26 protein-coding genes are annotated in these 26,908 nt (G+C 59.1%); 20 read left to right on the top strand and 6 right to left on the bottom strand.

Annotated elements, in window-relative coordinates; all coding sequences use genetic code 11:
• Positions 1 to 165: 165 nt before the first annotated feature.
• From FFB58_RS06245 to FFB58_RS06160, 18 genes are all read left to right on the top strand, one after another.
• Positions 166 to 717: a spore coat protein U domain-containing protein gene (locus FFB58_RS06245; protein ID WP_231568148.1), complete on the top strand. Its 552-nt coding sequence runs from the start codon at positions 166 to 168 to the stop codon at positions 715 to 717.
• An 84-nt stretch (positions 718 to 801) separates the two neighbouring features.
• Positions 802 to 1,281, top strand: coding sequence for a spore coat U domain-containing protein (locus FFB58_RS06240; RefSeq protein ID WP_138369407.1), 480 nt, complete (start codon positions 802 to 804; stop codon positions 1,279 to 1,281).
• A gap of 14 nt (positions 1,282 to 1,295) precedes the next feature.
• Positions 1,296 to 2,054, top strand: coding sequence for a molecular chaperone (locus FFB58_RS06235; RefSeq protein WP_138369363.1), 759 nt, complete (start codon positions 1,296 to 1,298; stop codon positions 2,052 to 2,054).
• Positions 2,030 to 4,414, top strand: a complete 2,385-nt coding sequence (locus FFB58_RS06230; protein ID WP_138369362.1) for a fimbria/pilus outer membrane usher protein — start codon at positions 2,030 to 2,032, stop codon at positions 4,412 to 4,414. The genes FFB58_RS06235 and FFB58_RS06230 overlap by 25 nt, the downstream gene beginning before the upstream one ends.
• A complete protein-coding gene (locus FFB58_RS06225) occupies positions 4,411 to 5,376 on the top strand; it encodes a spore coat U domain-containing protein (RefSeq protein WP_039030849.1) in 966 nt (321 codons plus the stop codon). The genes FFB58_RS06230 and FFB58_RS06225 overlap by 4 nt, the downstream gene beginning before the upstream one ends.
• An 83-nt stretch (positions 5,377 to 5,459) precedes the next feature.
• Entirely contained in the window at positions 5,460 to 7,115 is a 1,656-nt protein-coding gene (gene tar / locus FFB58_RS06220; RefSeq protein ID WP_138369361.1) for a methyl-accepting chemotaxis protein II, read from the top strand.
• Positions 7,116 to 7,159: 44 nt separating this feature from the next.
• Complete coding sequence (tap, locus tag FFB58_RS06215) at positions 7,160 to 8,761, top strand: methyl-accepting chemotaxis protein IV (protein ID WP_138369360.1); 1,602 nt, start codon at positions 7,160 to 7,162, stop codon at positions 8,759 to 8,761.
• Between the two features lie 19 nt (positions 8,762 to 8,780).
• Positions 8,781 to 9,647 carry a protein-glutamate O-methyltransferase CheR gene (cheR, locus tag FFB58_RS06210; protein WP_039030846.1) on the top strand — a complete coding sequence of 289 codons (867 nt, stop codon included), beginning with the start codon at positions 8,781 to 8,783 and terminating at the stop codon, positions 9,645 to 9,647.
• On the top strand, positions 9,644 to 10,693 hold the full coding sequence (locus FFB58_RS06205) for a chemotaxis response regulator protein-glutamate methylesterase (protein ID WP_039030845.1): 1,050 nt from the start codon (positions 9,644 to 9,646) through the stop codon (positions 10,691 to 10,693). Before cheR ends, FFB58_RS06205 begins: the two co-directional genes overlap by 4 nt.
• 16 nt (positions 10,694 to 10,709) lie before the next feature.
• The gene (gene cheY / locus FFB58_RS06200) at positions 10,710 to 11,099 is read left to right on the top strand and encodes a chemotaxis response regulator CheY (protein WP_039030844.1); all 390 of its coding nucleotides are present in this window, start codon (positions 10,710 to 10,712) and stop codon (positions 11,097 to 11,099) included.
• A 10-nt stretch (positions 11,100 to 11,109) separates the two neighbouring features.
• On the top strand, positions 11,110 to 11,754 hold the full coding sequence (gene cheZ / locus FFB58_RS06195) for a protein phosphatase CheZ (RefSeq protein ID WP_039030843.1): 645 nt from the start codon (positions 11,110 to 11,112) through the stop codon (positions 11,752 to 11,754).
• 254 nt (positions 11,755 to 12,008) lie between these two features.
• A complete protein-coding gene (locus tag FFB58_RS23040) occupies positions 12,009 to 12,233 on the top strand; it encodes a hypothetical protein (protein ID WP_138369359.1) in 225 nt (74 codons plus the stop codon).
• 77 nt (positions 12,234 to 12,310) lie between these two features.
• On the top strand, positions 12,311 to 12,874 hold the full coding sequence (locus tag FFB58_RS06185) for a DNA-binding protein (protein WP_138369358.1): 564 nt from the start codon (positions 12,311 to 12,313) through the stop codon (positions 12,872 to 12,874).
• 120 nt (positions 12,875 to 12,994) lie between these two features.
• Entirely contained in the window at positions 12,995 to 14,143 is a 1,149-nt protein-coding gene (gene flhB / locus FFB58_RS06180; protein WP_039030923.1) for a flagellar biosynthesis protein FlhB, read from the top strand.
• Positions 14,136 to 16,214 (top strand): flagellar biosynthesis protein FlhA, encoded by a 2,079-nt coding sequence (flhA, locus tag FFB58_RS06175; RefSeq protein ID WP_138369357.1) that lies wholly within the window; start codon positions 14,136 to 14,138, stop codon positions 16,212 to 16,214. Before flhB ends, flhA begins: the two co-directional genes overlap by 8 nt.
• Entirely contained in the window at positions 16,214 to 16,606 is a 393-nt protein-coding gene (locus FFB58_RS06170; RefSeq protein WP_138369356.1) for a flagellar protein FlhE, read from the top strand. Before flhA ends, FFB58_RS06170 begins: the two co-directional genes overlap by 1 nt.
• Positions 16,607 to 16,866: 260 nt before the next feature.
• Complete coding sequence (locus FFB58_RS06165) at positions 16,867 to 18,450, top strand: MFS transporter (protein ID WP_039030840.1); 1,584 nt, start codon at positions 16,867 to 16,869, stop codon at positions 18,448 to 18,450.
• Positions 18,451 to 18,454: 4 nt separating this feature from the next.
• Positions 18,455 to 19,594, top strand: coding sequence for a glycoside hydrolase family 105 protein (locus FFB58_RS06160; protein WP_138369355.1), 1,140 nt, complete (start codon positions 18,455 to 18,457; stop codon positions 19,592 to 19,594).
• A 77-nt stretch (positions 19,595 to 19,671) separates the two neighbouring features.
• On the opposite strand, the gene argS is transcribed toward FFB58_RS06160, so the two are convergent.
• A complete protein-coding gene (argS, locus tag FFB58_RS06155) occupies positions 19,672 to 21,405 on the bottom strand; it encodes an arginine--tRNA ligase (RefSeq protein ID WP_039030838.1) in 1,734 nt (577 codons plus the stop codon).
• Positions 21,406 to 21,579: 174 nt separating this feature from the next.
• On the opposite strand from argS, the gene FFB58_RS06150 reads away from it, so the two are divergent.
• On the top strand, positions 21,580 to 22,140 hold the full coding sequence (locus FFB58_RS06150; protein WP_039030837.1) for a VOC family protein: 561 nt from the start codon (positions 21,580 to 21,582) through the stop codon (positions 22,138 to 22,140).
• Between the two features lie 9 nt (positions 22,141 to 22,149).
• Positions 22,150 to 22,893: a copper homeostasis protein CutC gene (gene cutC, locus FFB58_RS06145; RefSeq protein ID WP_039030836.1), complete on the top strand. Its 744-nt coding sequence runs from the start codon at positions 22,150 to 22,152 to the stop codon at positions 22,891 to 22,893.
• A gap of 268 nt (positions 22,894 to 23,161) precedes the next feature.
• Here the strand turns inward: cutC and cmoB are convergent, their stop codons facing one another.
• From cmoB to FFB58_RS06120, 5 genes are read right to left on the bottom strand one after another with little or no spacing between them, the layout of a single operon-like run.
• Complete coding sequence (gene cmoB / locus FFB58_RS06140; protein WP_039030835.1) at positions 23,162 to 24,133, bottom strand: tRNA 5-methoxyuridine(34)/uridine 5-oxyacetic acid(34) synthase CmoB; 972 nt, start codon at positions 24,131 to 24,133, stop codon at positions 23,162 to 23,164.
• Positions 24,130 to 24,870, bottom strand: a complete 741-nt coding sequence (cmoA, locus tag FFB58_RS06135) for a carboxy-S-adenosyl-L-methionine synthase CmoA (protein WP_039030834.1) — start codon at positions 24,868 to 24,870, stop codon at positions 24,130 to 24,132. The genes cmoB and cmoA overlap by 4 nt, the downstream gene beginning before the upstream one ends.
• Before the next feature lie 40 nt (positions 24,871 to 24,910).
• A complete protein-coding gene (locus FFB58_RS06130) occupies positions 24,911 to 25,306 on the bottom strand; it encodes an MAPEG family protein (protein WP_138369354.1) in 396 nt (131 codons plus the stop codon).
• A 51-nt stretch (positions 25,307 to 25,357) separates the two neighbouring features.
• Complete coding sequence (locus tag FFB58_RS06125; RefSeq protein WP_138369353.1) at positions 25,358 to 26,176, bottom strand: DUF72 domain-containing protein; 819 nt, start codon at positions 26,174 to 26,176, stop codon at positions 25,358 to 25,360.
• Positions 26,173 to 26,739, bottom strand: a complete 567-nt coding sequence (locus FFB58_RS06120) for a hydrolase (RefSeq protein ID WP_138369352.1) — start codon at positions 26,737 to 26,739, stop codon at positions 26,173 to 26,175. The genes FFB58_RS06125 and FFB58_RS06120 overlap by 4 nt, the downstream gene beginning before the upstream one ends.
• Positions 26,740 to 26,908: the final 169 nt, after the last annotated feature.

Genomic DNA, 26,908 nt, shown 5'->3' with positions numbered 1-26,908 from the left:
GAGAGGGGCCGTGAAAAGTGGTTGAGCAACGAACCATAAACTAAATTTCACAATAACCACCCGGACAGCAGCATGATGGGTGCTAACAGTCTGAGCGTTATCAGAAAACGGTGATAACCCCATGTGACATGTTCCGGAGGGCAACAAATGAATAAACAACTCCTGATGCTGTTAGGCGGCGGTCTTCTGGCAGTGGCGTCCGGCAATACCCAGGCCGTCACCAGCAGCGGCACCATTGGCGCAACCTTAACGTTGACCAACGGCTGCCTGATTAACGGCTCGCCGACTCAGGATGGCATTAACTTCGGTACCCTTGATTTTGGTACCCATCCGGCCACCTTTTCCACGCTGACCACCCAGCTCACCGGGGCCAGCGGCGGGAACACCTTCACGATCCAGTGCACCACCGCCAGCTACACCGTCGCCATCACCGGCAACACCAACTCCACGGCGCCCGGCACCGTGGTCGGCACGCCTGGCACCCCCGCGCGCTATCTGGTGAATACGGCGAATACCGGGCAGGGCGTGGCCTATAGCCTGTTCAGCGACGGTGGGTTTAACAACGTCATCGCCAACAACGCGCCGCTACCGGTAACCTCCACCGCCGGGGGCGTCGACAGCTACACCCTGTACGGGCGCATCACCGGCGGGGGCAACAGCGTCACCGTAGTGCCCGGCACCTACACCGACACCATCAACGTCAGCGTCACTTATTAGCGTCAGCACGTTTTAACGAGCGTGAACTGACTAACGCTCCGCTATGTGGGAGAGGGCAACGTGCGCGCTTTTTTTATCCTGAGCATGATGCTGCTTGCAGCGGGAAACGGCCATGCGGTGACGACGCAATCCTTTCAGGTGAGCGCCACTATCACCCCCGGCTGTTCAGTCGCAGCAGGCAGCGGTGGCCTGCTGGGCACCCTCGATTTTGGTACCCATAGCGGGGTGGAGCGGGGGCAGGTCAACACCAGCTTTGTGCCGAACGGATCGCTGACCATCGCCTGTACCCCCGGGGTCGCGCTGAGCATGAGCATTGACGGCGGGCAGCACTACACCTCGGTGCGCAACATGCAGCGGGCCGGGGCGACAAACCAGGTGCCGTATCGCCTGTACAGCAGCAGTTCACTGGCGGCCAACAGTGAGATCGGCGTGAATCAGGCGGTGTCTGTGGCCTACACCAACAGCAACAACATTGCGCTACCGCTTTTTGGTGTGGCGCTTCTGACCGGCTTCAGCCCGGCCGGAAATTATTCCGATCAACTCACCGTGACCTTGTCATGGTGATAGGGAGAAGGACGATGAAGGCAATTCCAGGATACCGCACGCTGTGCCTGCTGATGGCGCTGGGTGCCACGCTCAACACCGCCCACGGGGCGGCAACCATTCTGCTGTGGCCTATCGACCCCTGGCTCTCCGCCGATACCAAAGCGACGGAGCTGTGGGTGCAGAACCAGGGCAACAGCGCCACCACCATGCAGGTGAGGATCGTGCGCTGGCGGCAGGAAAACGGTCTTGAACGCTATACCGCCCAGCAGGAGGTGGTCGCCAGCCCGCCGATCGTGACCATCGCGAAGGGCAGCAAACAGTTAATCCGTCTTATCAAACAGAGCAACGTCCCGGCCGGGGTGGAGCAGGCCTACCGCATCATCGTGGACGAGATCCCCCAGCCGCAGGATAACCAGACCCCGCAGATGGGGCTGAAGCTGCAGATGCGCTACTCCATTCCGCTGTTTGTCTACGGCCAGGGCATAGCCACCATCAAGGACGGGGCGCACCACGCCCTGGTCGAGACGCGGGATCTGAACTGGCGGGTGGTCCGCAACGACGGCAAACCGGCCCTGCAGGTACGCAATCAGGGCAATGTGCACGTCCGGCTGAGCCAGGTCACGCTACAACAAGGGAGCCAGAAGCGCACGCTTGCCGACGGCCTGCTGGGGTATGTGCTCCCGGGCAGCACCCGCAGCTGGCCGCTACCGTCAGGGATCGACCAGCCGGGCCAGATGCGGGCGCAGATTAATGCCAGGGATACCGAATGGCAGTCGGCCCCCGTCAACTGAAGCCGTCGATGCTTATCCTGCTCTGCGTCAGTTCAGCAAGCTGGGCCGATCCCGGTGACGACATGTTGCCTCCGCCGCCTGTGCCGCAGTCGGTGAATGACGAGGCGGTCTTCCAGCTGGCGCTGATCCTCAACCACTACGACACCGGGCTGGTGGTGCCCGTTACCCGGCGTCAGGATGAGTATCTGGTCTCCAGCGCCGATTTGCGCCGCGCCGGACTGCCCCCCGAGCACGTCCCGCCGGGGGAGGTGAACGTCAGCCGTCTTGAGGGGGTGCGCACAGAGTACGACAGCACCGGGCAACGGCTGCTGCTCAGCGTGCCCCGGGAGTGGATCGCCGCGCGCGTTACCCCCTTCAGCGGCCAGATGGCCCGCAGCACGCCCCACTTTGGCAAAGGGGCGCTGCTTAACTACGACTTCTACACTAACCACACCGAACACAGCGGCGGCCAGGCCTCCCTGTGGCATGAGTTTCGCTATTTTGACAACCGGGGATCGTTATCCTCCACCGGTTACGTACGGGAAAATCTCTCCGGCGACAGCGGGCAGCAGGAGGGGTATGTCCGCTACGACACCACCCTGATGTTCACCGACGAAGAGGATGCCACGACCTGGACCGCCGGGGATGTGATCAGCGACGCCCTGAGCTGGAGCAGCAGCGTACGCATGGGCGGGATCAGCTACGGGCGGGACTTCTCCCTGCGCCCGGATCTGGTCACCTGGCCGCTGCCGGAGTTTTCCGGCGAAGCGGCGGTGCCGACCTCGGTGGATCTGTTCGTCAACGGCTATCGGGCGGGCTCCACCCGCCTGCAGCCGGGGCCGTTCACCCTCACCAATCTGCCTTACATCAACGGTGCCGGGGATGCGGTGCTGGTCACCACCGATGCGCTGGGTCGCCAGGTGAGCACCACGCTGCCGTTCTACGTCACCAGCGATCTGCTGCGCCAGGGGCTCAGCGACGGGGCCGTGACCCTGGGCAGCCTGCGGCGTAATTACGGCATTAAAAATTTTGACTACGGCCCGGCGGCGGGCAGCGGCTCCTATCGCTACGGCCTGACCGACTGGCTGACCCTGGAAGGCCACGCCGAAGGGGCAGAGGAGCTGGCCCTCGGCGGGGCCGGAACCATCGTTAAGCTCGGACGCTTCGGGGTGGTGAACAGCGCCTGGACCCAGAGCAAAATGCGCGGTGATACCGGGGGGCAGATCAACTGGGGCTACCAGTACAGCACCAACGCCTTCAGCATTGCCACCCAGCACAGCCGCCGGGATCGCGGCTTCGGCAACCTGGCGCTTTACGATCAGCCCACCGTCTACGATGAACACGACCAGCCCATCGCCAGCCTGAGCCGTAATACCGATCAGTATTCGCTCACCCTGAATATGGGCGATTACGGCAATATCGGGGCGGCTTGGATCGGGGTGCAGAGTTTTGACGATCAGAAAACCGAGCTGCTGAACCTCTCCTGGAGCCGGAACCTGTGGGGTAGCAGCAGTATTTATCTTGCCGCCAGCCGGGATCGGCAGCAGGGCGACTGGACCGTAGCCCTGTCGCTGCAGATCCCCCTTGGCGAGCGCGACAGCGCCGCCGTCACCTTTGAAAACACGCCAGATGCCGGCAGCACCCAGCGCCTTAACTACAACCACTCGATGCCCACCGACGGCGGTTTTAGCTGGAATATGGCGTGGGCGCGCCAGTCGCAGACCAGCAACTATCAGCAGGCGACGCTGGGCTGGCGTAACAACAATATTGAACTCCAGGGCGGTGGCTACGGCGAGCGCGACATGATGACATGGTGGGGCGAGGCGATGGGCTCGCTGGTGCTGATGGACGGGGAACTCTTTGCCGCCAATAAAATCAACGACGCCTTTGTGGTGGTCAGCACCGACGGGCAGCCGGACGTGCCGGTCAGCTATGAAAACCAGCCGGTGGGCAAAACCAACCGCAACGGCTATCTGCTGATCAGCGGCGTATCGGCCTACTACCCGGCGAGCTACAGCATCAACACCCTCAACTTACCCGCCGACACCCGCCTGAAAGAGACCGAACGGCGCATCGCCCTGCGGCGCAATAGCGGCTATCTGGTCGACTTCCCGATGGAGCAGGAGCGGGTCGCCAGCGTGATCCTCCACGATGGCGCAGGGGAGGCGATCCCCCTGGGCAGCCAGGTGCGGCGTCAGGGGAGGGAGCCGGTGGTGGTGGGCTACGACGGGCTCGCCTGGCTGGAAGATCTGGCGGATGTTAACGCCCTGGAAGTCACTACCCCGGAAGGCAAACGCTGCCACGTGACCCTGACACTGACCGCCAACCCGGAGCATAAGCTGCAAACCTACGGACCGCTGACCTGCCGGGTGGAGCCATGAAACGCCTGCTGCTGGTGCTGCTCCTGCTGATGTTCTCTGCCGCCAGCTGGGGGGCGTGCCGGGTCAGCACCGTCAACGCCAGCTTTGGCAGCGTGACGTCGTTTGCCCTCAGCGGCAGTAATGAAGTAGCTACCACCGGCACGCTGGTGGTGAACTGCGACCGGGTGCTCAATTTGCTGACCAGTGATTCGGTGACCCTGAACTTCACCGGGGCCACCATCTCGGCCAATAACCGGGCGACGATGAAGCGCACCGATAACGCCGCCATTACCGACGTGATCCCCACCCGGCTGTGCGGCCTGGCCGGGTGTGCTACCAGCAGCGAAGTGCAGATTGGCAAGGCCTACACCTGGAGCGGCTCGACGCTGTTAAACCTGCTCGGTTCAGCGCAGTACAATATTCCGCTCTATTTCCGCACCGTCGCCGGACAAAACGTCAGCGCCGGGCCCTATCAGGTGACCCTCAACTTCAGCGTCAGCTATAACGTCTGCTCCGTTGGGGTGCTGGGGCTCTGTACCACCCCGCAAACCGGTACCGCCCTGACCAGCCTCACCCTCAATATGACCGTCACCAACGACTGCAGCGCGATGACCACCCCGAACGTCAACTTCAACAGCGCGCCGCTGGTGCAGAACTTTCCCACCGTCTCGCAGGCGATCTCCGTCACCTGCACCAAGGGCAGCGTCTACACCATCGGGATCAATAACGGCGCCAACGCCAGTAACAACGTGCGCCGGATGGCCAGCGGCAACAACCGCATGAGCTATGAGATCTACAAAGAAGCCACCGCCAACCGCTGGGGCAGCAGCGGCAGCGAACGCTGGTCCAGCGGTGCCTCCTCGCAGGTCAGCGCCGACGGCCTGTTACGCAGCTATAACTACACCGCCCGTGTCCTCCCCAACCAGACAACCCCTCCCGCTGGCAACTACAGCGATACCCTCGTGGTCGACGTCGCGTTCTGACCCGCGCTTTTCCCTTTCGCAAATGTAAAGTTCCTGTCAGTTGTGCCGATAACACCGAGAACAAATCTATGAGAAGGTGTTGTATGTTGAACCGTATGCGCGTTGTCACCATGCTGATGTTAGTGCTGGCTGTGTTCGCTTTGCTGCAGCTCGTTTCCGGCAGTCTGTTTTTCTCTTCTATTAAGGCCAACCAGGACAGTTTTGCGGTCTCTAACGAGTTCCGGGTTCAACAAAGTGAAATCACCTCTACCTGGGATTACCTGCTACAAACGCGCATCAACCTGAGCCGCGCCTCCGCGCGCATGGTTTCCGACCCTTCGCATCAGCAAACGGAGCTGATGAACAGCGCCCGCACGACGCTTGCGGAAGCGGACAAACACTTCAAAGCTTATAGCGCCATCGCGCCACAGCCTTCGATGGCGCAGGTGAGCCAGACCATCAATGACAAATACCGGGACTATGCCGCGGCGCTGACGGAGCTGATCCAGTTCCTTGATAGCGGCAATATGGACGCCTACTTCGCCCAGGCAACGCAGTCAAAACAGAACGCGCTGGGTACCGCCCTGCGTGAATACGTCGCCGCGTCCGACGCGCGTAACCAGGAGGCGTTCAATGCCAGCGTGAAGGATTACACCTTCGCCAAATGGCAAATGGGGATCCTTGCTCTGGCGCTGGTCGTCGTGCTGGTGGGCGTCTGGTACGGCATTCGTCATACCCTGCTGAACCCGTTAAACCGCGTCATCGACCATATCCGTCACATTGCCAGCGGCGATCTGACCCATACCCTGACCATCGCCGGGCGCAGCGAAATCACCCAGCTGGCGGTCAGCGTTGACCATATGCAGCGCTCGCTCAGCGAGACGGTGGCCAACGTGCGCCAGGGTTCCGATGCTATCTATACCGGCACCAGCGAAATCGCCATGGGCAACAACGATCTCTCCTCCCGCACCGAGCAGCAGGCGTCGGCGCTGGAAGAGACCGCGGCCAGCATGGAGCAGTTAACCGCTACCGTGAAGCAGAATGCGGACAACGCCCGTCAGGCGTCACAGCTGGCGAACAGCGCCTCGGAAACCGCCCAGCGCGGCGGCAAGGTGGTGGACGGCGTGGTGAAAACCATGCACGACATCGCCGGCAGCTCGAAGAAGATCGCCGACATCATCAGCGTCATCGACGGCATCGCCTTCCAGACCAATATCCTGGCGCTGAACGCGGCGGTCGAAGCGGCGCGCGCCGGTGAACAGGGCCGTGGCTTTGCGGTAGTGGCCGGTGAAGTGCGTAACCTCGCCAGCCGCAGCGCCAACGCGGCGAAAGAGATCAAAGCCCTGATTGAAGACTCTGTCGCACGCGTCGACACCGGCTCGGTGCTGGTGGAGAGCGCGGGCGAGACCATGAATGACATCGTGAATGCCGTTACCCGCGTAACGGACATCATGGGTGAAATCGCCTCTGCGTCGGATGAGCAGAGTCGGGGTATCGACCAGGTCGCCCTGGCAGTATCGGAAATGGATCGCGTCACACAACAAAACGCCTCGCTGGTTCAGGAGTCCGCCGCCGCGGCGGCACAGCTGGAAGAGCAGGCGAGCCGTCTGAAGATGGCCGTCTCGGCGTTTCGTCTTACCTCTGAACCAACAAAAACGGTTTCCTCGCGCGTCAGCCAGCAACCGGCCGCGCCGGTTAATGCACCGGCTTACGCACGCGCAGTGGCAACCGGAAAAGATGAGAACTGGGAAACATTTTGATCGTACGTTAAATCGCGGCTGCTGGCCGCTAAATGGGAGCGTGGATGTTAAATCGTATTCGTATCTCGACCACCCTGTTTTTGATTTTGATTCTGTGCGGGGTGTTGCAGGTTGGCAGTAATGGCTTGTCGTTCTGGGCTTTTCGCGATGGTTATCAGAATTTGCAGGAGATGGAGAGCAGCAATCAACAGCGCGCGCTGCTTACCCAGAGCCGGGCAGTATTGCTGCAGGCCAGTACGGCACTGAATAAAGCGGGCACCTTAACCGCGCTGAGCTATCCGCCCGATGACATCAAGGGGCTGATGACCACCGCGCGCAGCAGCCTGAAGCAGGCGGGCGAGCTCTATAAGACGTTTAACCAACAGGCGGCGATAAGTGCTAAAGACGCCGAGCTGAAAAAGGCCATGCAGGGCGCCTTCAGCCAGTGGTATGGCGATCTGGAGCACCAGGCCACCTGGCTTGAGAACAACCAGCTGTCCGATTTCCTGACCGCGCCGGTGCAGGAGTCGCAGGCGGCGTTTGACGCCAGCACTGACGCCTGGCAGCAGGAGATGAACGGCTTTGTGCAGATGGCGAGCAACGACAGCCGCAACAGCTACCACATGTCCGGGGTGATTTTCGCCATCATGATTGTGCTGGCGGCGTTACTGACCAGCGCCGCGCTGCTCTGGTCGCGCAAGATGATTGTCCAGCCGCTGGCGATCATCAGCAGCCATTTCGACAGCATTGCGAAAGGCGATCTGGCGCGGCCGGTGGCGGTGTACGGCAAAAACGAAATTTCGGCCATTTTCGCCAGCCTGAAAACCATGCAGGGCTCGCTGCGTGAGACGGTAACCGAGGTGCGTCAGGGCAGCTACGCCATGCACACCGGGATCTCCGAAATTGCCGAAGGCAATAACGATCTCTCTTCGCGCACCGAGCAGCAGGCGGCGTCCCTGGCGCAAACGGCGGCCAGCATGGAGCAGTTGACCGCCACCGTCGGCCAGAACGCCGACAACGCCCGTCAGGCGTCCGGCCTGGCGAAGAGCGCGGCGCAGACGGCGAAGAAGGGGGGCGAACAGGCTTCCCGGGTGGCGAACACCATGAATGAGATCGCCACCAGTTCGCAAAAAATTGGCGACATTATTAGCGTTATCGACGGCATCGCGTTCCAGACCAATATCCTGGCGCTGAACGCCGCCGTCGAAGCCGCCCGTGCGGGCGAACAGGGGCGTGGCTTTGCGGTGGTAGCCGGTGAGGTACGTAACCTGGCGAGCCGCAGCGCCAATGCAGCAAAAGAGATTAAGGTGCTGATTGAAGAGTCGGTGTCGCGCGTCCAGCAGGGCTCTGAACTGGTGGATACCGCGGCGAAAACCATGACCGAGATCGTCAGTTCGGTCACCCAGGTGAACGACATCATGGGCGAAATCGCCTCAGCATCCGATGAACAGCGCCGCGGCATTGAGCAGGTGGCGCTGGCGGTAAGCCAGATGGATCAGGTGACCCAGCAGAACGCCGCGCTGGTAGAAGAGGCCGCGGCGGCCACCGACCAGTTAGCCGGCCAGGCGGATCATCTCACCTCGCTGGTGGCTGTTTTTAATGTGAATGAACGTGTTGAAGCAGTAACAGAAGTCGGACGGTCGCAGACCGTGCCAGTCGGATCCTGAAAGTGATTAAGAAGGCGCTATGACATCACCACTGCCCTCAGGGCAATCGTCATTATTGTTACAGATGACACAGCGCCTTGCGCTGTCCGATGCGCATTTCCGTCGGATATGTCAGTTAATCTACCAGCGTGCGGGGATTGTGCTTGCCGATCACAAGCGGGACATGGTCTACAACCGTCTTGTGCGTCGCCTGCGAACGCTCGAACTGGATGATTTTGGCCGCTATCTGGGGATGCTGGAAGCCAACCCGAACAGCGCGGAGTGGCAGGCGTTTATCAACTCCCTGACCACCAACCTGACCGCCTTTTTCCGCGAGGCGCATCACTTCCCGGTGCTGGCGGAGCATGCGCGCCGCCGCAGCGGTGAGTACCGCGTCTGGAGCGCGGCGGCGTCGACCGGGGAGGAGCCTTACTCGCTCGCCATCACCCTGGCCGACACCCTTGGCACCGCGCCGGGCCGCTGGAAGGTGATCGCCAGCGATATCGATACCGAAGTGCTGCAAAAAGCGCAGAGCGGGATCTACCGCCAGGAAGAGCTGAAGACGCTGTCACCCCAGCAGCTTCAGCGCTACTTCATGCGCGGTACCGGTCCGCACGAAGGGCTGGTGCGGGTGCGCAGTGAGCTGGCGAATGCGGTGGAGTTCTCCATGCTCAACCTGCTGGAGAAGCAGTACAACGTGGCGGGGCCGTTTGACGCCATTTTCTGTCGTAACGTGATGATTTATTTTGACAAAACGACGCAGCAGGAGATCCTGCGCCGCTTTGTTCCGTTGCTCAAACCTGACGGTTTACTGTTTGCCGGGCACTCGGAGAACTTCAGCAATCTTGTGCGCGAGTTTAGCCTGCGTGGCCAGACGGTATATGCGCTGAGTAAGGATAAAGCATGAGTAAAATCAGGGTCTTGTCAGTTGATGATTCGGCGTTAATGCGCCAGATCATGACCGAGATTATCAACAGCCACAGCGACATGGAAATGGTGGCGACGGCCCCCGATCCGCTGGTAGCCCGGGATTTAATCAAAAAATATAACCCCGACGTGCTGACGCTGGATGTCGAAATGCCGCGCATGGACGGCATCGATTTTCTGGAGAAGTTAATGCGTCTGCGCCCGATGCCGGTGGTGATGGTCTCTTCGCTGACCGGCAAAGGGTCTGAAATCACCCTGCGGGCGCTGGAGCTGGGGGCGGTGGATTTTGTCACCAAACCGCAGCTCGGCATTCGTGAGGGGATGCTGGCGTACAGCGAGATGATCGCGGAGAAGATCCGTACCGCGGCCCGCGCCCGGGTTGCCACGCACAAGCCGCTGGCAACGCCGACCACGCTGAAAGCCGGCCCGCTGCTGAGCTCGGAAAAATTGCTGGTTATCGGTGCATCTACCGGGGGAACAGAGGCAATTCGTCATGTACTCCAGCCATTGCCGCTCTCAAGCCCCGGTATTCTGATTACTCAGCATATGCCGCCAGGCTTTACCCGTTCGTTCGCGGAACGTCTGAACAAGCTGTGCCAGATCAGCGTGAAAGAGGCGGAAGATGGCGAGCGCGTTCTGCCGGGGCATGCCTATATCGCCCCGGGCGACAAGCATATGGAGCTGACGCGCAGCGGCGCAAACTATCAAATCAAAATTCATGACGGGCCGCCGGTTAACCGGCACCGTCCGTCGGTGGATGTGCTGTTTCATTCGGTGGCGAAACACGCGGGGCGCAACGCCGTTGGGGTGATCCTGACGGGGATGGGCAACGACGGAGCCGCCGGAATGCTGGCGATGCACCAGGCTGGCGCCTGGACCATCGCGCAGAATGAAGCAAGTTGTGTGGTGTTCGGCATGCCGCGCGAGGCCATCAATATGGGTGGCGTCAGCGAAGTGGTCGATCTCAGTCAGGTTAGTCAGCAAATGCTGGCGAAAATCAGTGCCGGACAGGCAATACGTATTTAACGAGGAGTGTAGTTTTATGGCGGACAAAGAGCTCAAGTTTTTGGTTGTGGATGACTTTTCCACCATGCGTCGCATTGTGCGCAACCTGCTGAAAGAGCTGGGTTTTAACAACGTTGAAGAAGCAGAAGACGGCGTTGATGCGCTGAACAAACTGAACGCCGGCGGCTTTGGTTTTGTCATTTCCGACTGGAACATGCCGAACATGGACGGTCTGGAACTGCTCAAAACCATTCGTGCAAATGGCGCCATGGCCTCTCTGCCTGTGCTGATGGTGACCGCCGAAGCGAAGAAAGAGAACATCATTGCTGCGGCACAGGCTGGCGCAAGCGGGTATGTGGTGAAGCCATTCACCGCTGCAACTTTGGAAGAAAAACTCGGTAAGATCTTCGAGAAACTCGGCATGTGAGGTACGGGAGATGATGCAGCCTTCGATTAAACCTACGGATGAGCATTCACCCGGCGACATAATTGCCCGGATCGGCAGCCTGACGCGTATGTTGCGCGACAGCCTGCGTGAGCTGGGACTGGATCAGGCGATTGCAGAGGCGGCGGAAGCGATTCCTGATGCCCGTGACCGTCTTGATTATGTTGTACAGATGACTGCCCAGGCGGCAGAGCGTGCGCTGAACAGTGTTGAAGCGTCACAGCCGCATCAGGACGAGATGGAAAAGGGCGCAAAAGCGCTGACCAAACGCTGGGACGACTGGTTCGAAAACCCAATCGAACTCTCCGACGCCCGCGAACTGGTCACCGATACTCGTCAGTACCTGGGTGCCGTACCGGGTCATACCAGCTTCACCAATGCGCAATTGCTGGAGATCATGATGGCGCAGGATTTCCAGGACCTTACCGGTCAGGTGATCAAGCGCATGATGGACGTGATCCAGGAGATTGAGCGCCAGCTGTTGATGGTGCTGCTGGAGAACATGCCGGAGCCTTCCGCGCGTCCGCAACGCGAAAACGAAAGCCTGTTGAATGGCCCACAGCTCGACACCACAAAAGCCGGTGTCGTGGCAAGCCAGGACCAGGTGGACGACCTGCTGGACAGCTTAGGCTTCTGAGCCTTGCAGAAATGCCACCTGCAAAGGTGGCGTTTTTCTTTATACATCCGTTTCATCCCTCTTTACGACCCGCCTTCCAGAACCGGTATTTCGCCGTGACATCAACCCTTTCTAATGCATTAATTCTGTTAGTCTTTGCAGGGCTTTTGCTGGCCGTAGACAGCAAAAGCGGGAACGTGGCGACACGGACGTGCATGAAATATTGCCGTTGACAGTTGTCAACACATGCAATAGGATCCTGTTAACGGAGGCAAATGAAGAAACATCCGAACAAGCATATTCAGGAGGCTATTGAATATGCCCTGAGTAAGGGCTGGGTTTGGGTGCCACCAGGACATTCAGCGCACTGCTTTTGCAAGCTACGCTGTGGAAACCCAGAAGGTGAACATCGGGATCACCAGATGAGCGTATGGTCGACGCCGAAAAATGCGGAAAACCATGCCATGCAAATCATTCGCAACGTAAATCATTGCCTTTGATTTCGCCCGGTAAGGCGTGGTTGCGGCCATGCCTTATCGAATATAAAGAAACGCTAACAACAAAATGAAGAGGTATTATGGCGCTGTTTAACTTCACTCTGACCCTCTCAGGCGTAACCTGCGGGACTGAAGGACTGGAAGACGCACTGTATGCAAGCGGCTGTGGCGATGCGCTGATCTGCGCATATGGCAACTCCGTCTATCTCACCTTTGATCGGGAGGCTGAAACATTAAATGACGCTATCGCCTCTGCGGTCGACAACATTGAATCTGCTGGCGTCGGGGCGATCGTACAGTCTGTCGACTCTGCGCTGGTCGGCCTGAGCGACATCGCGGAGATGACTGATATGTCCCGTCAGGCTATCGCCATGCTGAAAGATGGCACGCGTGGCGGCGGCGATTTCCCTTGCCCCATTCAGCGGATCGCTGGCCAGTCCCCGCTTTGGGAGTGGGCAGATGTGGCGAACTGGCTTGCCAGCAATGGACGGTTAACCGAGGAGAGCGAGCTGGTGGTGAACGCGCGGGTGCTCAGCAAGTGGAACCTGATATTAAGAAACAGCGTCTCAACGGACTTTGAAGAGATTGGCTCCCTCGCCGCATCGCTGGTGGCACGCCGTAGCAAACAGGCTTTGCAGGGGTAATCCCCTCGCTGATACGACCGAATAGGCTAAATCAGCCCTTTTATCGCCCCTAATTAACCCATTGGTCACGCGCGGCTTTGGCATCATATCGTCCAGACCTCTACCTGCGAGATGCTTGCCGTGGCAGAAGACAGCGACGACAAAACAGAAGCCCCCACACCCCACCGACTTGAAAAAGCGCGTGAGGACGGGCAAATACCCCGATCCCGAGAACTCACCTCGCTGCTGATTTTATTAGTTGGCGTGTGCATTATCTGGATAGGCGGGGAGTCCCTTGCCCGCAGGCTGGCCGGTATGCTCTCGGCCGGGTTGCGCTTCGATCACAGCATGGTCAACGACCCTAACCTGATCCTCAGCCAGATTATCCTGCTGATCAAAGGCGCGATGGTCGCGCTGCTGCCGCTCATTACCGGCGTGGTGCTGGTGGCTATCGTGTCGCCGGTAATGCTGGGCGGGCTGGTGTTTAGCGGTAAATCGCTGCAGTTTAAATTTTCTAAACTGAACCCGCTGCCCGGTATCGCGAAGATGTTCTCGGCCCAGACCGCTGCCGAACTGCTGAAAGCGTTGATGAAAGCGACGCTAATGGGCAGCGTGGCGGGATTTTTTATCTGGCACAACTGGCCGGAGATGATGCGCCTGATCAGCGAATCGCCGTTCACCGCCATGCGCAACGCGCTCAATCTGGTGGGGCTCTGCTCGCTGCTGGTAGTGCTCTCCATTATCCCGATGGTTGGCTTTGACGTTTTCTTCCAGATTTACAGTCACATTAAAAAACTGCGCATGTCCCGCCAGGACATTCGTGACGAACATAAGCAGATGGAAGGCGACCCGCACGTTAAAGGGCGTATTCGCCAGATGCAGCGCGCCGCCGCACGTCGCCGGATGATGGAAGATGTGCCGAAAGCGGATGTGATTGTCACCAACCCGACCCACTACTCCGTTGCGCTGCAGTATGACGAAGACAAAATGAGCGCGCCAAAAGTGGTGGCGAAAGGGGCAGGGCTTATCGCGCTGCGCATCCGTGAAATTGGTAATGAAAATCGTATTCCGATGCTGGAAGCTCCGCCGCTGGCGCGTGCGCTCTACCGGCATGCAGAAATTGGACAACAAATCCCGGGCCAGCTGTACGCCGCGGTAGCGGAAGTACTGGCGTGGGTATGGCAGTTGAAACGCTGGCGTCTGGCGGGCGGTCAACGGCCTGTGAAACCTGAGAATCTCCCGGTGCCTGCCGCGCTGGATTTTATGAACGAGAAGGACTCTGATGGCTAATCTGGTGGCAATGTTGCGCTTGCCGAGCAACCTGAAATCGACCCAATGGCAGATTATGGCCGGGCCGATCCTCATCCTGCTAATTCTGTCGATGATGGTATTGCCGCTGCCGGCATTTATCCTCGACCTGCTTTTCACCTTCAACATCGCGCTCTCCATTATGGTGCTGCTGGTGGCAATGTTCACCCAGCGCACGCTGGAGTTTGCTGCCTTCCCGACGATCCTGCTGTTCACCACGCTGCTGCGTCTGGCGCTGAACGTGGCCTCCACCCGTATCATTCTGATGGAGGGCCATACCGGCGGCGCTGCGGCAGGTAAGGTGGTTGAGGCCTTTGGCCACTTCCTGGTGGGCGGCAACTTCGCCATCGGGATCGTGGTGTTCATCATCCTCGTGATCATCAACTTTATGGTTATCACCAAAGGTGCGGGGCGTATCGCAGAGGTTGGCGCGCGTTTCGTGCTGGACGGGATGCCGGGTAAACAGATGGCGATTGACGCCGATCTGAACGCCGGTCTGATTGGCGAAGATGAAGCGAAAAAACGCCGTGCCGAAGTGACCCAGGAAGCGGACTTCTACGGCTCGATGGACGGTGCGAGTAAGTTTGTTCGCGGCGACGCCATCGCCGGGATCCTGATCATGGTGATCAACGTGGTGGGCGGCCTGCTGGTTGGGGTTCTCCAGCACGGGATGGCGATGGGGCAGGCGGCAGAGAGCTACACCCTGCTGACCATCGGTGACGGCCTGGTCGCCCAGATCCCGGCGCTGGTGATCTCCACCGCAGCCGGTGTGATCGTGACCCGCGTCGCCACCGATCAGGACGTCGGCGAGCAAATGGTGACTCAGCTGTTCGCCAACCCGAACGTGCTGATGCTGTCGGCGGGGGTTCTCGGTCTGCTGGGCCTGGTGCCGGGCATGCCGAACTTCGTCTTCCTGCTGTTTACCGCCGCGCTGCTGGGGCTGGCCTGGTGGATACGTGGCCGCGAAACCAAACCGAAGAGCGAGCCTGCACCGGTTAAAATGCCGGAAAACACCCAGGCGGTGGAAGCCACCTGGAATGACGTTCAGCTGGAAGACTCCCTGGGCATGGAAGTGGGCTATCGCCTGATCCCGATGGTTGATTTCCAGCAGGACGGCGAATTGCTGGGGCGGATCCGCAGTATCCGTAAAAAATTCGCCCAGGACATGGGCTTCCTGCCGCCGGTGGTGCATATCCGCGACAATATGGATCTGCCTCCTGCGCGCTACCGTATCCTGATGAAAGGGGTTGAGATCGGCAGCGGTGACGCCTATCCGGGGCGCTGGCTGGCGATTAACCCGGGCACCGCGGCGGGCACGCTGCCGGGCGAACAGACCATTGATCCGGCCTTTGGCCTGGCGGCGATCTGGATCGAAAGCGCCCTGAAAGAGCAGGCGCAAATCCAGGGCTATACCGTGGTGGAAGCCAGTACCGTGGTGGCAACGCACCTTAACCACCTGATCGGTCAGTTCTCGGCAGAGCTGTTTGGCCGCCAGGAGGCGCAGCAGCTTCTCGATCGCGTGACCCAGGAGATGCCGAAGCTGACCGAAGATCTGGTGCCAGGCGTCCTGACCCTGACCACGCTGCACAAGGTCCTGCAGAACCTGCTCGACGAGAAAGTGCCGATCCGCGATATGCGTACCATTCTGGAGACCCTGGCCGAACATGCGCCGCTGCAAAACGATCCGCACGAACTGACGGCGGTGGTGCGCGTGGCCCTGGGCCGCGCCATCACCCAGCAGTGGTTCCCGGGCACCGGCGAAGTGCAGGTTATCGGCCTCGACACGCCGCTTGAACGTCTGCTCCTGCAGGCGCTGCAGGGCGGCGGCGGTCTGGAGCCGGGGCTGGCGGATCGTCTGCTGGCGCAAACCCAGGAGGCGTTACAGCGCCAGGAGATGCTCGGCGCACCGCCGGTGCTGCTGGTCAATCACGCCCTGCGTCCGCTGCTCTCGCGCTTCCTGCGCCGCAGCCTGACGCAGCTGGTGGTGCTGTCGAATATGGAGCTGTCGGACAATCGCCACATCCGCATGACCGCCAGCATTGGAGGCCAGTGATGCGTAAATTACTCTGGTTACTGGTTTTGCCGATGATGGCCCAGGCCGCAGGGGAGGGGGCATGGCAGGACAGCAGTATCGGCCTGACCCTGACCAACCGTGGCGTGGCGGCGTCGTCACGCCCGCTGTCGGCGAAGCAGCCGGTGTCTGGCCTGATGACCCTGGTGGCCTGGCGCTATGAGCTTAATGGCCCGATCCCCGCCGGGCTTAGGGTGCGGCTCTGCTCCCAGGCTCGCTGCACCGAACTGGACGGGGCCAGCGGCACGACAAATGCCTTTAATAACGTGCCCGCCGTAGAGCCGCTGCGCTTTATCTGGGAAGTCCCCGGCGGCGGTCGCCTGATCCCCGCTCTGAAGGTCCAGCGTAACGAAGTGATTGTGAATTACCGCTAAATGCCCGCTTTTTCGCCAGTTATCAGGCCATTCTGATGACTGGCTCTCATTTTTGACCCCGCCTTTTGAAGCAAGAGAAACGCTGTTTTATAAAAGAGTGACGCGCGTAGTAAATCTCTTTGCATTTTTGCCAGTTGCCCCGTCGTGATGGCAGAAACAGAAAGGTATCCCGATAGCGATACTCTTACTGTAACCCTGTAGTCACTCCCGTTAGCTCCGGGTTAACCGGGAGTCATCTGAAACTTACAGGGTCGACGGTAATGAAAACACGTAAAATTGGACTCGCGAACTATCTTGCTTACGGATCGGGCGATTTTCTCGGGGCGGGAACCACAGCGCTGACCGCTGCCTGGCTGTTGTATTTCTACACGACCTTCTGCGGCCTTACGCCGATTGAGGCCACCTTCATCTTCGCGGCGGCAAGGGTGCTTGATGCCGTCGTCAGTCCGCTGATGGGCTTTCTGACCGATAACTTTGGCACCACCTGGCTTGGCAAACGTTTTGGCCGCCGTAAGTTCTTTATCCTGCTGGGTATCCCGTGCGTCTTCAGCTACTCGCTGATGTGGGTCGGGGATATGGGCTTCTGGTACTACCTGCTGACCTATCTGATCTTCGATATCGTCTACACCATGATTCTGGTCCCGTACGAAACGCTGGTGCCGGAGATGACCGACGATTTCAAACAGAAAACCAAATTCTCCGGCGCGCGTATCTCTATGGCGCAGATGTCGGCGATTCTGGCCTCTTTCCTGCCGGGTATTCTGCTGACCCACTTTGGTAAAGACAACGCCGTCTCCTTCTTCTACGCCAGCCTGGTGTTCTCGGTGCTCTGCGCCCTGATGCTAACCTTCGTCTGGTTCTTCACCTGGGAACGTCCTCGTGAAGAGTGGAGCGAAGCCGCGCTGCGCGCCGAAGAGGAGAAGAAAAAGCTGACCCTCGGCCAGAGCCTGAACCGTCTGTTCGTTGAACTGAGTTCCACACTGCGGATCAAAATTTTCCGTCAGCATCTGGGGATGTACCTCGGGGGCTATATCGCCCAGGACGTCTTCAACGCGGTCTTCACCTATTACGTGGTCTTCGTCCTGATGCAGGAAGCCTCCATGGCCTCCAACCTGCTGGGCACCATGGCTATCTTCCAGTTCCTCGCCGTTATCGCCATGATCCCGCTGTGCATCCGCTTTGGACCTGCGCCGTCGTACCGCATGGTAGTGGTGCTGTTTGGGCTGGCCTCCATGTCTTACGCCGGGCTCTATTACGCAGGTATGAGCGACATCTACGCGCTGCTGCTGCTGGTTTCTGCGCTGGCGGGTCTCGGCCGCGGCGGGATCAACTACGTACCCTGGAACACCTACACCTATATTGCTGACGTGGATGAAGTCATCACCGGTCAGCGCCGTGAAGGGATCTTCGCCGGGATCATGACCCTGACCCGTAAGGCCTCTCAGGCGGGCGCCATCATGCTGGTGGGGATTGTGATGCAGATGTCCGGCTTCGTGAGCGGCCAGAAGGTGCAGCCGGAAGGGGTCAGCCACACCATTCTGATGATCCTGAGCGTGGGCACTATCCTGGTGCTGATCTGCGGCTTCCTGGTGTCGCTGCGCTTCAAACTGAACTTACAAACGCACAGCACGCTGCGTGAAGAGACGGCCAAAATGCGTGAGTCTGGCCGGGCAATGCCGGAGACCGCCACACCGCAGGCCCGCGCCACGGTTGAGATGCTGGCCGGTATGCCTTACGACTGCCTGTGGGGCAACAACAACATCGGTTATCTGAATCGTAATAAGCCCGCTGCACCGTCCCTGAAAGAACGTGCTCCACTGAATTCGACATACAACAGAGGTTAAGATTATGAAGGTTTGGCCTGTCAAACATAGCCCGTTACTGCGTCAGCCAGAGCGTTTTATCGCCCGGGATGAGCTGAAAACGCTGATCCAAAAAGTGACGCATAACCTGGTGAACATTCACGATAAAACCGGCGAGTTTTTACTGCGGCTGGACGACGGGCGGGTAATCGACACCAAAGGCTGGGCGGGCTGGGAGTGGACCCACGGGGTCGGTCTCTACGGCATCTGGCAGTATTACTGCCAGACCGGGGATGACGCGATGCGCGATATCATCGACAGCTGGTTTGCCGATCGCTTTACCGAAGGGGCCACCACTAAAAACGTCAACACCATGTCACCGTTTTTGACCCTTGCGTATCGCTATGAAGAGACGCGCAACCCGGCCTGGCTGCCGTGGCTGGAGAGCTGGGCCGAGTGGGCGATGAACGAGATGCCGCGCACCGATCATGGCGGCATGCAGCACATCACCCTGGCGGAAGAGAACCACCAGCAGATGTGGGACGACACCCTGATGATGACCGTCCTGCCGCTGGCGAAAATTGGCAAACTGCTCAACAAGCCAGAGTATGTGGAAGAGGCGGTGTATCAGTTCCTGCTGCACGTGCAGAACCTGATGGACAGGGAGACCGGCCTGTGGTTCCACGGCTGGAGTTACGACGGTCAGCATAACTTTGCAAACGCCCGCTGGGCGCGCGGCAACAGCTGGCTGACCATCGTGATCCCGGATTTCCTCGAACTGGTGGATCTGCCGGAAAACAACGCCGTGCGCCGTTATCTGGTGCAGGTGCTGAATGCGCAGATTGCCGCGTTGGCGAAGTGCCAGGACGAGAGCGGCCTGTGGCATACGCTGCTCGACGATCCGAACTCCTACCTGGAGGCGTCCGCCACGGCAGGGTTCAGCTACGGGATCCTGAAAGCGGTGCGCAAGCGCTACGTGGGGTCGGAGTATGCTGAGGTGGCCGAAAAAGCCATTCGCGGGATTGTCAAAAACATCTCCCCGGAAGGTGAGCTGCTGCAAACCTCGTTTGGTACCGGGATGGGTAGCGATCTGGAGTTTTATCGCCAGATCCCGTTGACCTCGATGCCGTACGGTCAGGCGATGGCGATATTGTGTCTGACGGAATATCTGCGGAAATTCTTCTGATCTTGTGGAAATTCCCCGGTGGCGCTGCGCTTACCGGGGCTACAAAACAATAAACCCGGCGAAAGCCGGGTTTGTTTTTACATACGTTCTACGGTTTCGATACCCAGGGTATCCAGACCCAGCTTCAGGGTCTTCGCCGTCAGCTGCGCCAGCTTCAGGCGGCTGTTGCGAACCGCTTCGCTCTCGGCAGAGAGGATAGGGCAGTGCTCATAGAAGCCAGAGAACAGGCCTGCCAGATCGTACAGATAGGCACACATCACATGCGGCGTACCGTCGCGGGCGACCACGGAGAGCGTCTCTTCGAACTGCAGCAGACGCGCGGCCAGCTGCGCTTCACGATCTTCAGTGATGGTCACCTGCGCCTGGGCCAGCGCGCTTTCATCGATGTCAGCTTTACGGAAGACAGACAGCACGCGGGTATAGGCATACTGCATATACGGCGCGGTGTTGCCTTCAAACGCCAGCATGTTATCCCAGTCGAAAACGTAGTCGGTGGTACGGTTCTTGGAAAGATCCGCGTATTTCACCGCACCGATACCGACGGCGTTGGCCAGTTTTTCCAGCTCGTCAGCAGGCATGTCCGGGTTTTTGTCGGCCACCAGACGACGGGCACGCTCCAGCGCCTCATCCAGCAGATCCGCCAGCTTCACGGTGCCGCCTGCGCGGGTTTTGAACGGCTTGCCGTCTTTACCCAGCATCATGCCGAACATGTGGTGTTCCAGCGGTACGGAATCCGGCACGTAGCCCGCTTTGCGCACGATAGTCCACGCCTGCATCAGGTGCTGGTGCTGACGGGAGTCGATGTAATAGAGCACGCGATCCGCATGCAGCGTCTCGTAGCGATACTTGGCGCAGGCGATATCGGTGGTGGTGTAGAGGAAGCCGCCATCCTTTTTCTGGATGATGACGCCCATCGGTTCGCCTTCCTTGTTTTTGTACTCATCAAGGAACACCACCGTCGCGCCTTCGCTTTCGACCGCCAGGCCTTTGGCCTTCAGATCGGCCACGATACCGGCCAGCATTGGGTTGTAGAGGCTTTCACCCATCACGTCTTTGCGGGTCAGGGTCACGTTCAGACGATCGTAGGTGATCTGGTTCTGAGACATGGTGATGTCCACCAGCTTGCGCCACATCTCGAGGAAGTAGGCATCGCCACCCTGCAGTTTTACCACGTAGCTGCGCGCGCGCTCGGCGAAGGCTTCGTCTTCGTCGTAGTGCTTTTTCGCGTCGCGGTAGAAACCTTCGAGGTCCGCCAGCGCCATCTCACCGGCGTTTTCCTGCTGCTGTTTCTCCAGCCAGGCGATCAGCATGCCGAACTGGGTGCCCCAGTCGCCGACGTGGTTCGCACGGATCACGTTGTGGCCGAGGAACTCCAGGGTGCGCACCGCGGCGTCACCGATGATGGTGGAGCGCAGGTGGCCGACGTGCATCTCTTTCGCCACGTTCGGGGCGGAGTAGTCGACAACGATGGTCTGAGCCTGCGGCTGCGCCACGCCCAGACGGTCGGACTGCAGCGCGGCATCCACGTTCTGCGCCAGGAAAGCCGGGTCGAGGAAGATATTGATAAAGCCCGGACCGGCGATTTCGGTTTTGCTGGCGATACCCTTGAGATCCAGATGCGTCAGGACCTGCTCTGCGAGTTGTCGCGGCGCCATGCCCAGTTTTTTAGCCACTGCCATCACGCCGTTGGCCTGATAGTCGCCAAACTGTACTTTCGCTGACTGACGAACCTGCGGTTCACAGTCTGCAGGTGCGCCTGCAGCAATCAGTGCCTGACTGACTTTTTCTGAGAGAAGAGCCTGAATATTCACCGGGATACCTTACATTTTTGACGCGACCATCATGCTGTCGCATCAGTTAAAGAAATTAGGCCGGGAGTATACTGCAATTGCCCGTTGCCGTCAGCACTGGCTCAAATCAGCGGTTGGTCGCAGGCGGGCAACAGAGTAAATTAACGCTTTTGCATGACGATAAGAGTATTAACGATGGCGAACTGGCAATCTGTTGACGAGCTGCAGGACATTGCAGCCGATTTACCGCGTTTCACCGACGCCTTTATGGCGCTTTCCGCTCGCCTGGGTCTGGATATCGCCCCGCTCGCGGCGGACCACATCTCCCTGCGCTGCCATCAGAACGCCACTGCGGAACGCTGGCGGCGCGGGTTTGAGCAGTGCAGCGAGCTTCTCTCGGAAAACATCATCAATGGCCGTCCCATCTGCCTGTTTAAGCTGCACGAGCCGGTGTGCGTCGCCCACTGGCGCTTTACTGTGGTCGAGCTGCCCTGGCCGGGTGAAAAACGCTACCCGCACGAAGGCTGGGAGCATATCGAAATCGTCCTGCCCGGCGACCCGGATACCCTGAATGCCCGCGCCCTGGCGCTGCTCTCTGACGAGGGGTTAAGCCAGCCCGGGATCTTTGTGAAAACCAGCTCGCCAAAAGGGGAGCGCGAGCGCCTGCCTAATCCCACCCTGGCGGTGACCGACGGCAGCGTGACGGTGAAGTTTCACCCCTGGACAATCGAGCAGATTGTCGCCAGCGAAGAATAAGGAGGTTTTATGGCATTGCTGGAGATCTGTTGTTACAGCATGGAGTGTGCCCTGACCGCGCAGGAGCAGGGTGCCGATCGTATTGAGCTCTGTGCCGCTCCGAAAGAGGGCGGGCTGACCCCGTCTTATGGCGTACTGAAATCGGTGCGTCAGGCGGTGCGTATCCCTGTTCACCCGATTATCCGGCCCCGCGGCGGGGATTTTTGCTACAGCAGCGGCGAGTTTAACGCCATGCTCGAGGATATCGCCCTCGTGAAAGACCTGGGTTATCCGGGGCTGGTGACCGGCCTGCTGAATGAGGACGGCGACATCGATATGCCGCGTATGCGCCAGATTATGGCCGCCGCACAGGGGATGGCGGTAACTTTTCATCGTGCCTTCGATATGTGCATCAATCCGCAGCAAGGCTTTGAAAAGCTGGCGGAACTGGGGGTGGCGCGTGTGCTGACATCCGGCCAGCAGTCGTCTGCTGAAAAAGGTATTTCATTAATTAAGGAACTAAAAGCGCAATCAGGTGTTCCAATAATAATGGCGGGTGCTGGCGTTCGCGCCGCCAACCTGGAGACGTTTTTACAGGCAGGGGTTGAAGAGCTTCACAGCTCGGCCGGGAAATGGTGGCCATCACCCATGCGCTATCGCAATACAGGGTTGTCGATGTCGACGGATGCTGAAGCGGATGAATATTCCCGCTATGGCGTAGAGGGAGAGTCGGTAGCCCGAATGAAGGCGATAATCGAGCAGTATCGCCGCTAAAACCAGTTTTTACCGCGCATCATGTCGCCCAATGTGATGCTTGTTTGTACCAGGCCCCTGCAATTTCAACAGGGGCCTTTTTTTATCCTTTATCCTTCATATTTCAAGCCGCAGCGGCGTTGGCTGCCTCGCTCACCCCGGTCACTTACTGATGTAAGCTCCCGGGGATTCGCTGCGTTGCCGCCTTGCTGCAACTCGAAATATTTTGGATAAAATGGCAGATATTATTTTGTAGGCCGGGTAAGGCGAAGCCGCCACCCGGCAAAAATCACGGCCTGGTGGCAATCAACACCGCACGGACCGGGGCCGGATAACCCTCGATCGTTTTGCTGCTGTCGTTCGGATCGAGGAACTCGGCCAGTGATTCGGTGGTCATCCACTCTGTACGGCGCTGCTCTTCGGTGGTGGTGACGCAAACGTCCGCGATGCGAATATCCACAAAACCGCACTTCGCCAGCCAGTTTTTCAGCGCCAGCGCCGACGGAATAAAGTAGACGTTACGCATCTGGGCATAACGATCCCCCGGCACCAGAACGGTGTTCTCATCCCCTTCAACCACCAGCGTCTCCAGCACCAGCTCGCCGCCGCTGACCAGCTGATCTTTCAGCTGCCAGAGGTGCTCCAGCGGGGAGCGGCGATGATAGAGCACGCCCATTGAGAAGACGGTGTCGAACGCCGCCAGGGCAGGGAGTTGCTCAATGCCCAGCGGCAGCAGGTGCGCGCGCTGGTCGTTGCCAAGTAGCTTGCGCACGGCTTCGAACTGGCAGAGGAACAGCTGGGTTGGGTCGATGCCCACCGCCAGATGCGCGCCCGCGCCAATCATGCGCCACATGTGATAGCCGCTGCCGCAGCCGACATCCAGAATGGTGCGCCCGGTTAAATCGGAGAGGTGCGGCAGGACGCGATCCCACTTCCAGTCTGAACGCCATTCGGTGTCGATCTGCATGCCGTACAGCGAAAACGGCCCTTTGCGCCACGGCATCAGGTTACGCATCAGATTTTCAAGACGCAGCTTATGGCCTTCGCTCAGCGGCTCTTCGCTCTCGGCGGTCACGCTGTGCAGCAGGTCGAGTTTATACGGCGTCATCTCCGGCAGAAATTCAACCGCATTCTTCCACTGCTTAAACTGACCGTGCAGCGACTCACGCTGCCAGGCGGCGATCTGCGCGGGCAGGGTTTCCAGCCAGTGGGAGAGGTGGTTTTTGGCAATCAGCTGATAAAAGTTACCGAAATCAATCATGCGTCACCGCCTTTCAGCGCCACCAGCGAGCCAAAGTTGAAGCACTGGAACCACAGCTCGCTGTGCTCGAAGCCGGCCTTGTGCAGGCGGGCCTTATGGGCCTCAACCGAGTCGGTCAGCATCACGTTCTCCAGCATGCTGCGCTTCTGGCTGATCTCCAGTTCGCTGTAGCCGTTGGCGCGTTTGAAATCGTGATGCATGTTGAACAGCAGTTCGCCGACGGTGGCATCTTCAAAGCTGAATTTTTCCGACAGCACCAGCGCGCCGCCGGGGTTCAGCCCCTGATAAATTTTGTCCAGCAACAGCTGACGATCTTCGGGCACCAGGAATTGCAGGGTAAAATTCAGCACTACCATGGAGGCGTTTTTAATTTCGATATGGCGAATATCGCCCTCGACCACCTCTACCGGGGTCGGCGCTTTCCAGGCGTCGATATGACGGCGGCAGCGTTCGACCATCGCCGGAGAGTTGTCCACGGCGATAATGTTGCACCCGTCGTGCTTGATGTTACGACGAACCGACAGCGTGGCTGCGCCCAGCGAGCATCCCAGATCGTAGACCTGCGTGTCTGGCTGAACAAAACGTTCCGCCAGCATGCCGATCATGGAGATGATATTGGAGTAGCCGGGGACCGAGCGCTGGATCATATCCGGGAAGACTTCAGCCACCCGTTCATCGAAGGTCCAGTCGCCCAGACTGGCGATAGGCGCAGAAAAAAGCGTGTCGCGATCTGACATAACGTAAAAATCCGGGAAAAATAAAGGGGCGTATTGTGCGCTAATGCAGGGAGAAAACCAACTCCCACGGCATATACCACAGGTTAGCCAGCACCATTAGCACAAGCGAACACCAGGTGGCGCTCATGCCGGAACGACGCCAGCGGAACAGGCGCTGATGGAGGCCATAGTAGTGCATCAGGCGTCCAAGGATCAGCAGCAGGCCGCAGACATGCACCATCCAGGTCTCCGCGCCGTTCATTTCCATAAACAACAGCAAAATCAGCGCCGCCGGAATGTACTCCACCGCATTGCCGTGAATGCGGATCGCGGTTTGCAGCTCAGAGAAACCCCCGTCGCCATAAGAGACGCGGTACAACATCCGCAGGCGCGCAACATCGAACGAAAACTTGATTAACAGTAACGCACCCAGCACCGCATACAGCGCGCAAACCATACAAACTCCCTGTTTTTTGGCAGATGGCATTTCATATGATAGGGGCTGAGATCAGAAAAGAGAAGATTGCTGCGGAATAGTGGGGGCATCGCCAATGGACGGCGCCACGGCCTGCAAGGCCTGCCAGAGAGCATCGACCAGTTCCGGCGCCTGGGCGATATCGGGAGTATGTAAAAAAAGATAGGGGGTGGCGGTCTGTTCCCACTTCGCCAGGGTCTGCAGCCAGACGGCAAACAGCGCCTGGTTTTGCGGCATATTGTCGCTGCCGATAAACCGCACCATCGGATTACTGGCGGTCATCACCGCATGCACCGGCACCTTCGGTTTTTTGCGCTGCGCCTCGATGATGGCTTCGTTATGCGCAACGGCGGCATGAACGGGACGGCTGTCGAGGATCGTCCGGTTGACGCCGCGCTCGTGCAGGCCGCGGTTTAGCGCTTGCTCCGCTTCGCCTTTCATAAAGAACTCAGGATGACGGACCTCTACGCCGTAGGTAAATTCCCGGGGCAGGGCGTCGAGAAACTGCCAGAGCGCGGGCAGATCGCGCGGCCCAAAGGTGGCAGGCAGCTGCACCCAGTACTGGCCGATGCGGTCGGCCAGCGGCGACAGTCGGGTGAAAAACTCGGCGGTTAAATCATCGCAGTTACGCAGCGCGGCCTGATGGGAGATGGTGGCCGGGAATTTAAAGCAGAAGCGGAAGTCATCGCCGGTCTGCTCCCGCCAGCGCGCCACTACCTCAGGTTTAGGCAGGGCGTACAGCGTGGTATTGCCCTCCACACAGTTAAAGTGGCGGGCATACTCTTCAAGACCGGTAATCCCCAGCCGCACCCATTTCGGATGCGACCATTGGGGTAACCCCAGATAGATCATAGTGCGCTGATAATCTCGTCGGTGCTGCGTACCCGGCCAATGCGCGGGAAGATATTGGTCATGCTGCCGAGATGCTGGTCGGCCGAGGCCGCGCTGCAGGCGTCTTCGGCGATCACCAGATTAAAGCCCAGCTCCCAGGCGTTACGCGCGGTGGACTCAACGCCAATGTTGGTGGAGATCCCACACAGAATAATAGTGTCGATACCGCGACGACGCAGCTGTAACTCCAGATCGGTGCCGTAGAACGCGCCCCACTGGCGTTTAGTTACTTCGATATCGCTGTCGCGTTTGCCGAGAGACAGCGGGTAGTGCCACCAGTTTTCCGGCAGGGCATGGGCGGGCGCCTGGGCATCCACCGGCTGTTTCAGCGCCTCGGCGAAATCGGCGGACCAGCCCACGCGCACCATCACCACGGGCGCACCGCTGGCGCGGCATTTTTCGGCCAGACGTGCGCTGCGGCTGACCACATCCTGGGCGGTATGCGGACCACCGGCAAAGGGCAGGATCCCTTCCTGTAAATCAATCACCACTAGGGCGGTACGGGCGGCGTCGAGTGTGAACATGGTTATTCCTGTTAAATAGTTAGCCTTGCTAATACCTTACGCTGAGCCAGCATGTTCCAGGTCTGATATTTTTGTTAAATTTTGTGAGAATATGCAAGATGCGAGCAGCAAACGCGCGTCTGGCGCGCTTCTCTCTTATCGTCTGGCGGAATTTCCAGTATAATAGCCG

It is taken from the genome of Enterobacter sp. MF024, assembly GCF_005843915.1.
GTDB lineage: Bacteria > Pseudomonadota > Gammaproteobacteria > Enterobacterales > Enterobacteriaceae > Enterobacter > Enterobacter barmai.
This window is presented reverse-complemented; position numbering and strand designations above follow the sequence as displayed.

What these genes read in the sequence shown, in the direction of transcription:
- FFB58_RS06245 (WP_231568148.1), top strand. Translation starts at nt 166, where the DNA reads ATGCTGTTAGGCGGCGGTCTTCTGGCAGTGGCGTCCGGCAATACCCAG.
- FFB58_RS06240 (WP_138369407.1), top strand. Translation starts at nt 802, where the DNA reads ATGATGCTGCTTGCAGCGGGAAACGGCCATGCGGTGACGACGCAATCC.
- FFB58_RS06235 (WP_138369363.1), top strand. Translation starts at nt 1,296, where the DNA reads ATGAAGGCAATTCCAGGATACCGCACGCTGTGCCTGCTGATGGCGCTG.
- FFB58_RS06230 (WP_138369362.1), top strand. Translation starts at nt 2,030, where the DNA reads ATGGCAGTCGGCCCCCGTCAACTGAAGCCGTCGATGCTTATCCTGCTC.
- FFB58_RS06225 (WP_039030849.1), top strand. Translation starts at nt 4,411, where the DNA reads ATGAAACGCCTGCTGCTGGTGCTGCTCCTGCTGATGTTCTCTGCCGCC.
- tar (WP_138369361.1), top strand. Translation starts at nt 5,460, where the DNA reads ATGTTGAACCGTATGCGCGTTGTCACCATGCTGATGTTAGTGCTGGCT.
- tap (WP_138369360.1), top strand. Translation starts at nt 7,160, where the DNA reads ATGTTAAATCGTATTCGTATCTCGACCACCCTGTTTTTGATTTTGATT.
- cheR (WP_039030846.1), top strand. Translation starts at nt 8,781, where the DNA reads ATGACATCACCACTGCCCTCAGGGCAATCGTCATTATTGTTACAGATG.
- FFB58_RS06205 (WP_039030845.1), top strand. Translation starts at nt 9,644, where the DNA reads ATGAGTAAAATCAGGGTCTTGTCAGTTGATGATTCGGCGTTAATGCGC.
- cheY (WP_039030844.1), top strand. Translation starts at nt 10,710, where the DNA reads ATGGCGGACAAAGAGCTCAAGTTTTTGGTTGTGGATGACTTTTCCACC.
- cheZ (WP_039030843.1), top strand. Translation starts at nt 11,110, where the DNA reads ATGATGCAGCCTTCGATTAAACCTACGGATGAGCATTCACCCGGCGAC.
- FFB58_RS23040 (WP_138369359.1), top strand. Translation starts at nt 12,009, where the DNA reads ATGAAGAAACATCCGAACAAGCATATTCAGGAGGCTATTGAATATGCC.
- FFB58_RS06185 (WP_138369358.1), top strand. Translation starts at nt 12,311, where the DNA reads ATGGCGCTGTTTAACTTCACTCTGACCCTCTCAGGCGTAACCTGCGGG.
- flhA (WP_138369357.1), top strand. Translation starts at nt 14,136, where the DNA reads ATGGCTAATCTGGTGGCAATGTTGCGCTTGCCGAGCAACCTGAAATCG.
- FFB58_RS06170 (WP_138369356.1), top strand. Translation starts at nt 16,214, where the DNA reads ATGCGTAAATTACTCTGGTTACTGGTTTTGCCGATGATGGCCCAGGCC.
- FFB58_RS06165 (WP_039030840.1), top strand. Translation starts at nt 16,867, where the DNA reads ATGAAAACACGTAAAATTGGACTCGCGAACTATCTTGCTTACGGATCG.
- FFB58_RS06160 (WP_138369355.1), top strand. Translation starts at nt 18,455, where the DNA reads ATGAAGGTTTGGCCTGTCAAACATAGCCCGTTACTGCGTCAGCCAGAG.
- FFB58_RS06150 (WP_039030837.1), top strand. Translation starts at nt 21,580, where the DNA reads ATGGCGAACTGGCAATCTGTTGACGAGCTGCAGGACATTGCAGCCGAT.
- cutC (WP_039030836.1), top strand. Translation starts at nt 22,150, where the DNA reads ATGGCATTGCTGGAGATCTGTTGTTACAGCATGGAGTGTGCCCTGACC.
- cmoB (WP_039030835.1), bottom strand. Translation starts at nt 24,133, where the DNA reads ATGATTGATTTCGGTAACTTTTATCAGCTGATTGCCAAAAACCACCTC.
- cmoA (WP_039030834.1), bottom strand. Translation starts at nt 24,870, where the DNA reads ATGTCAGATCGCGACACGCTTTTTTCTGCGCCTATCGCCAGTCTGGGC.
- FFB58_RS06130 (WP_138369354.1), bottom strand. Translation starts at nt 25,306, where the DNA reads ATGGTTTGCGCGCTGTATGCGGTGCTGGGTGCGTTACTGTTAATCAAG.
- FFB58_RS06125 (WP_138369353.1), bottom strand. Translation starts at nt 26,176, where the DNA reads ATGATCTATCTGGGGTTACCCCAATGGTCGCATCCGAAATGGGTGCGG.
- FFB58_RS06120 (WP_138369352.1), bottom strand. Translation starts at nt 26,739, where the DNA reads ATGTTCACACTCGACGCCGCCCGTACCGCCCTAGTGGTGATTGATTTA.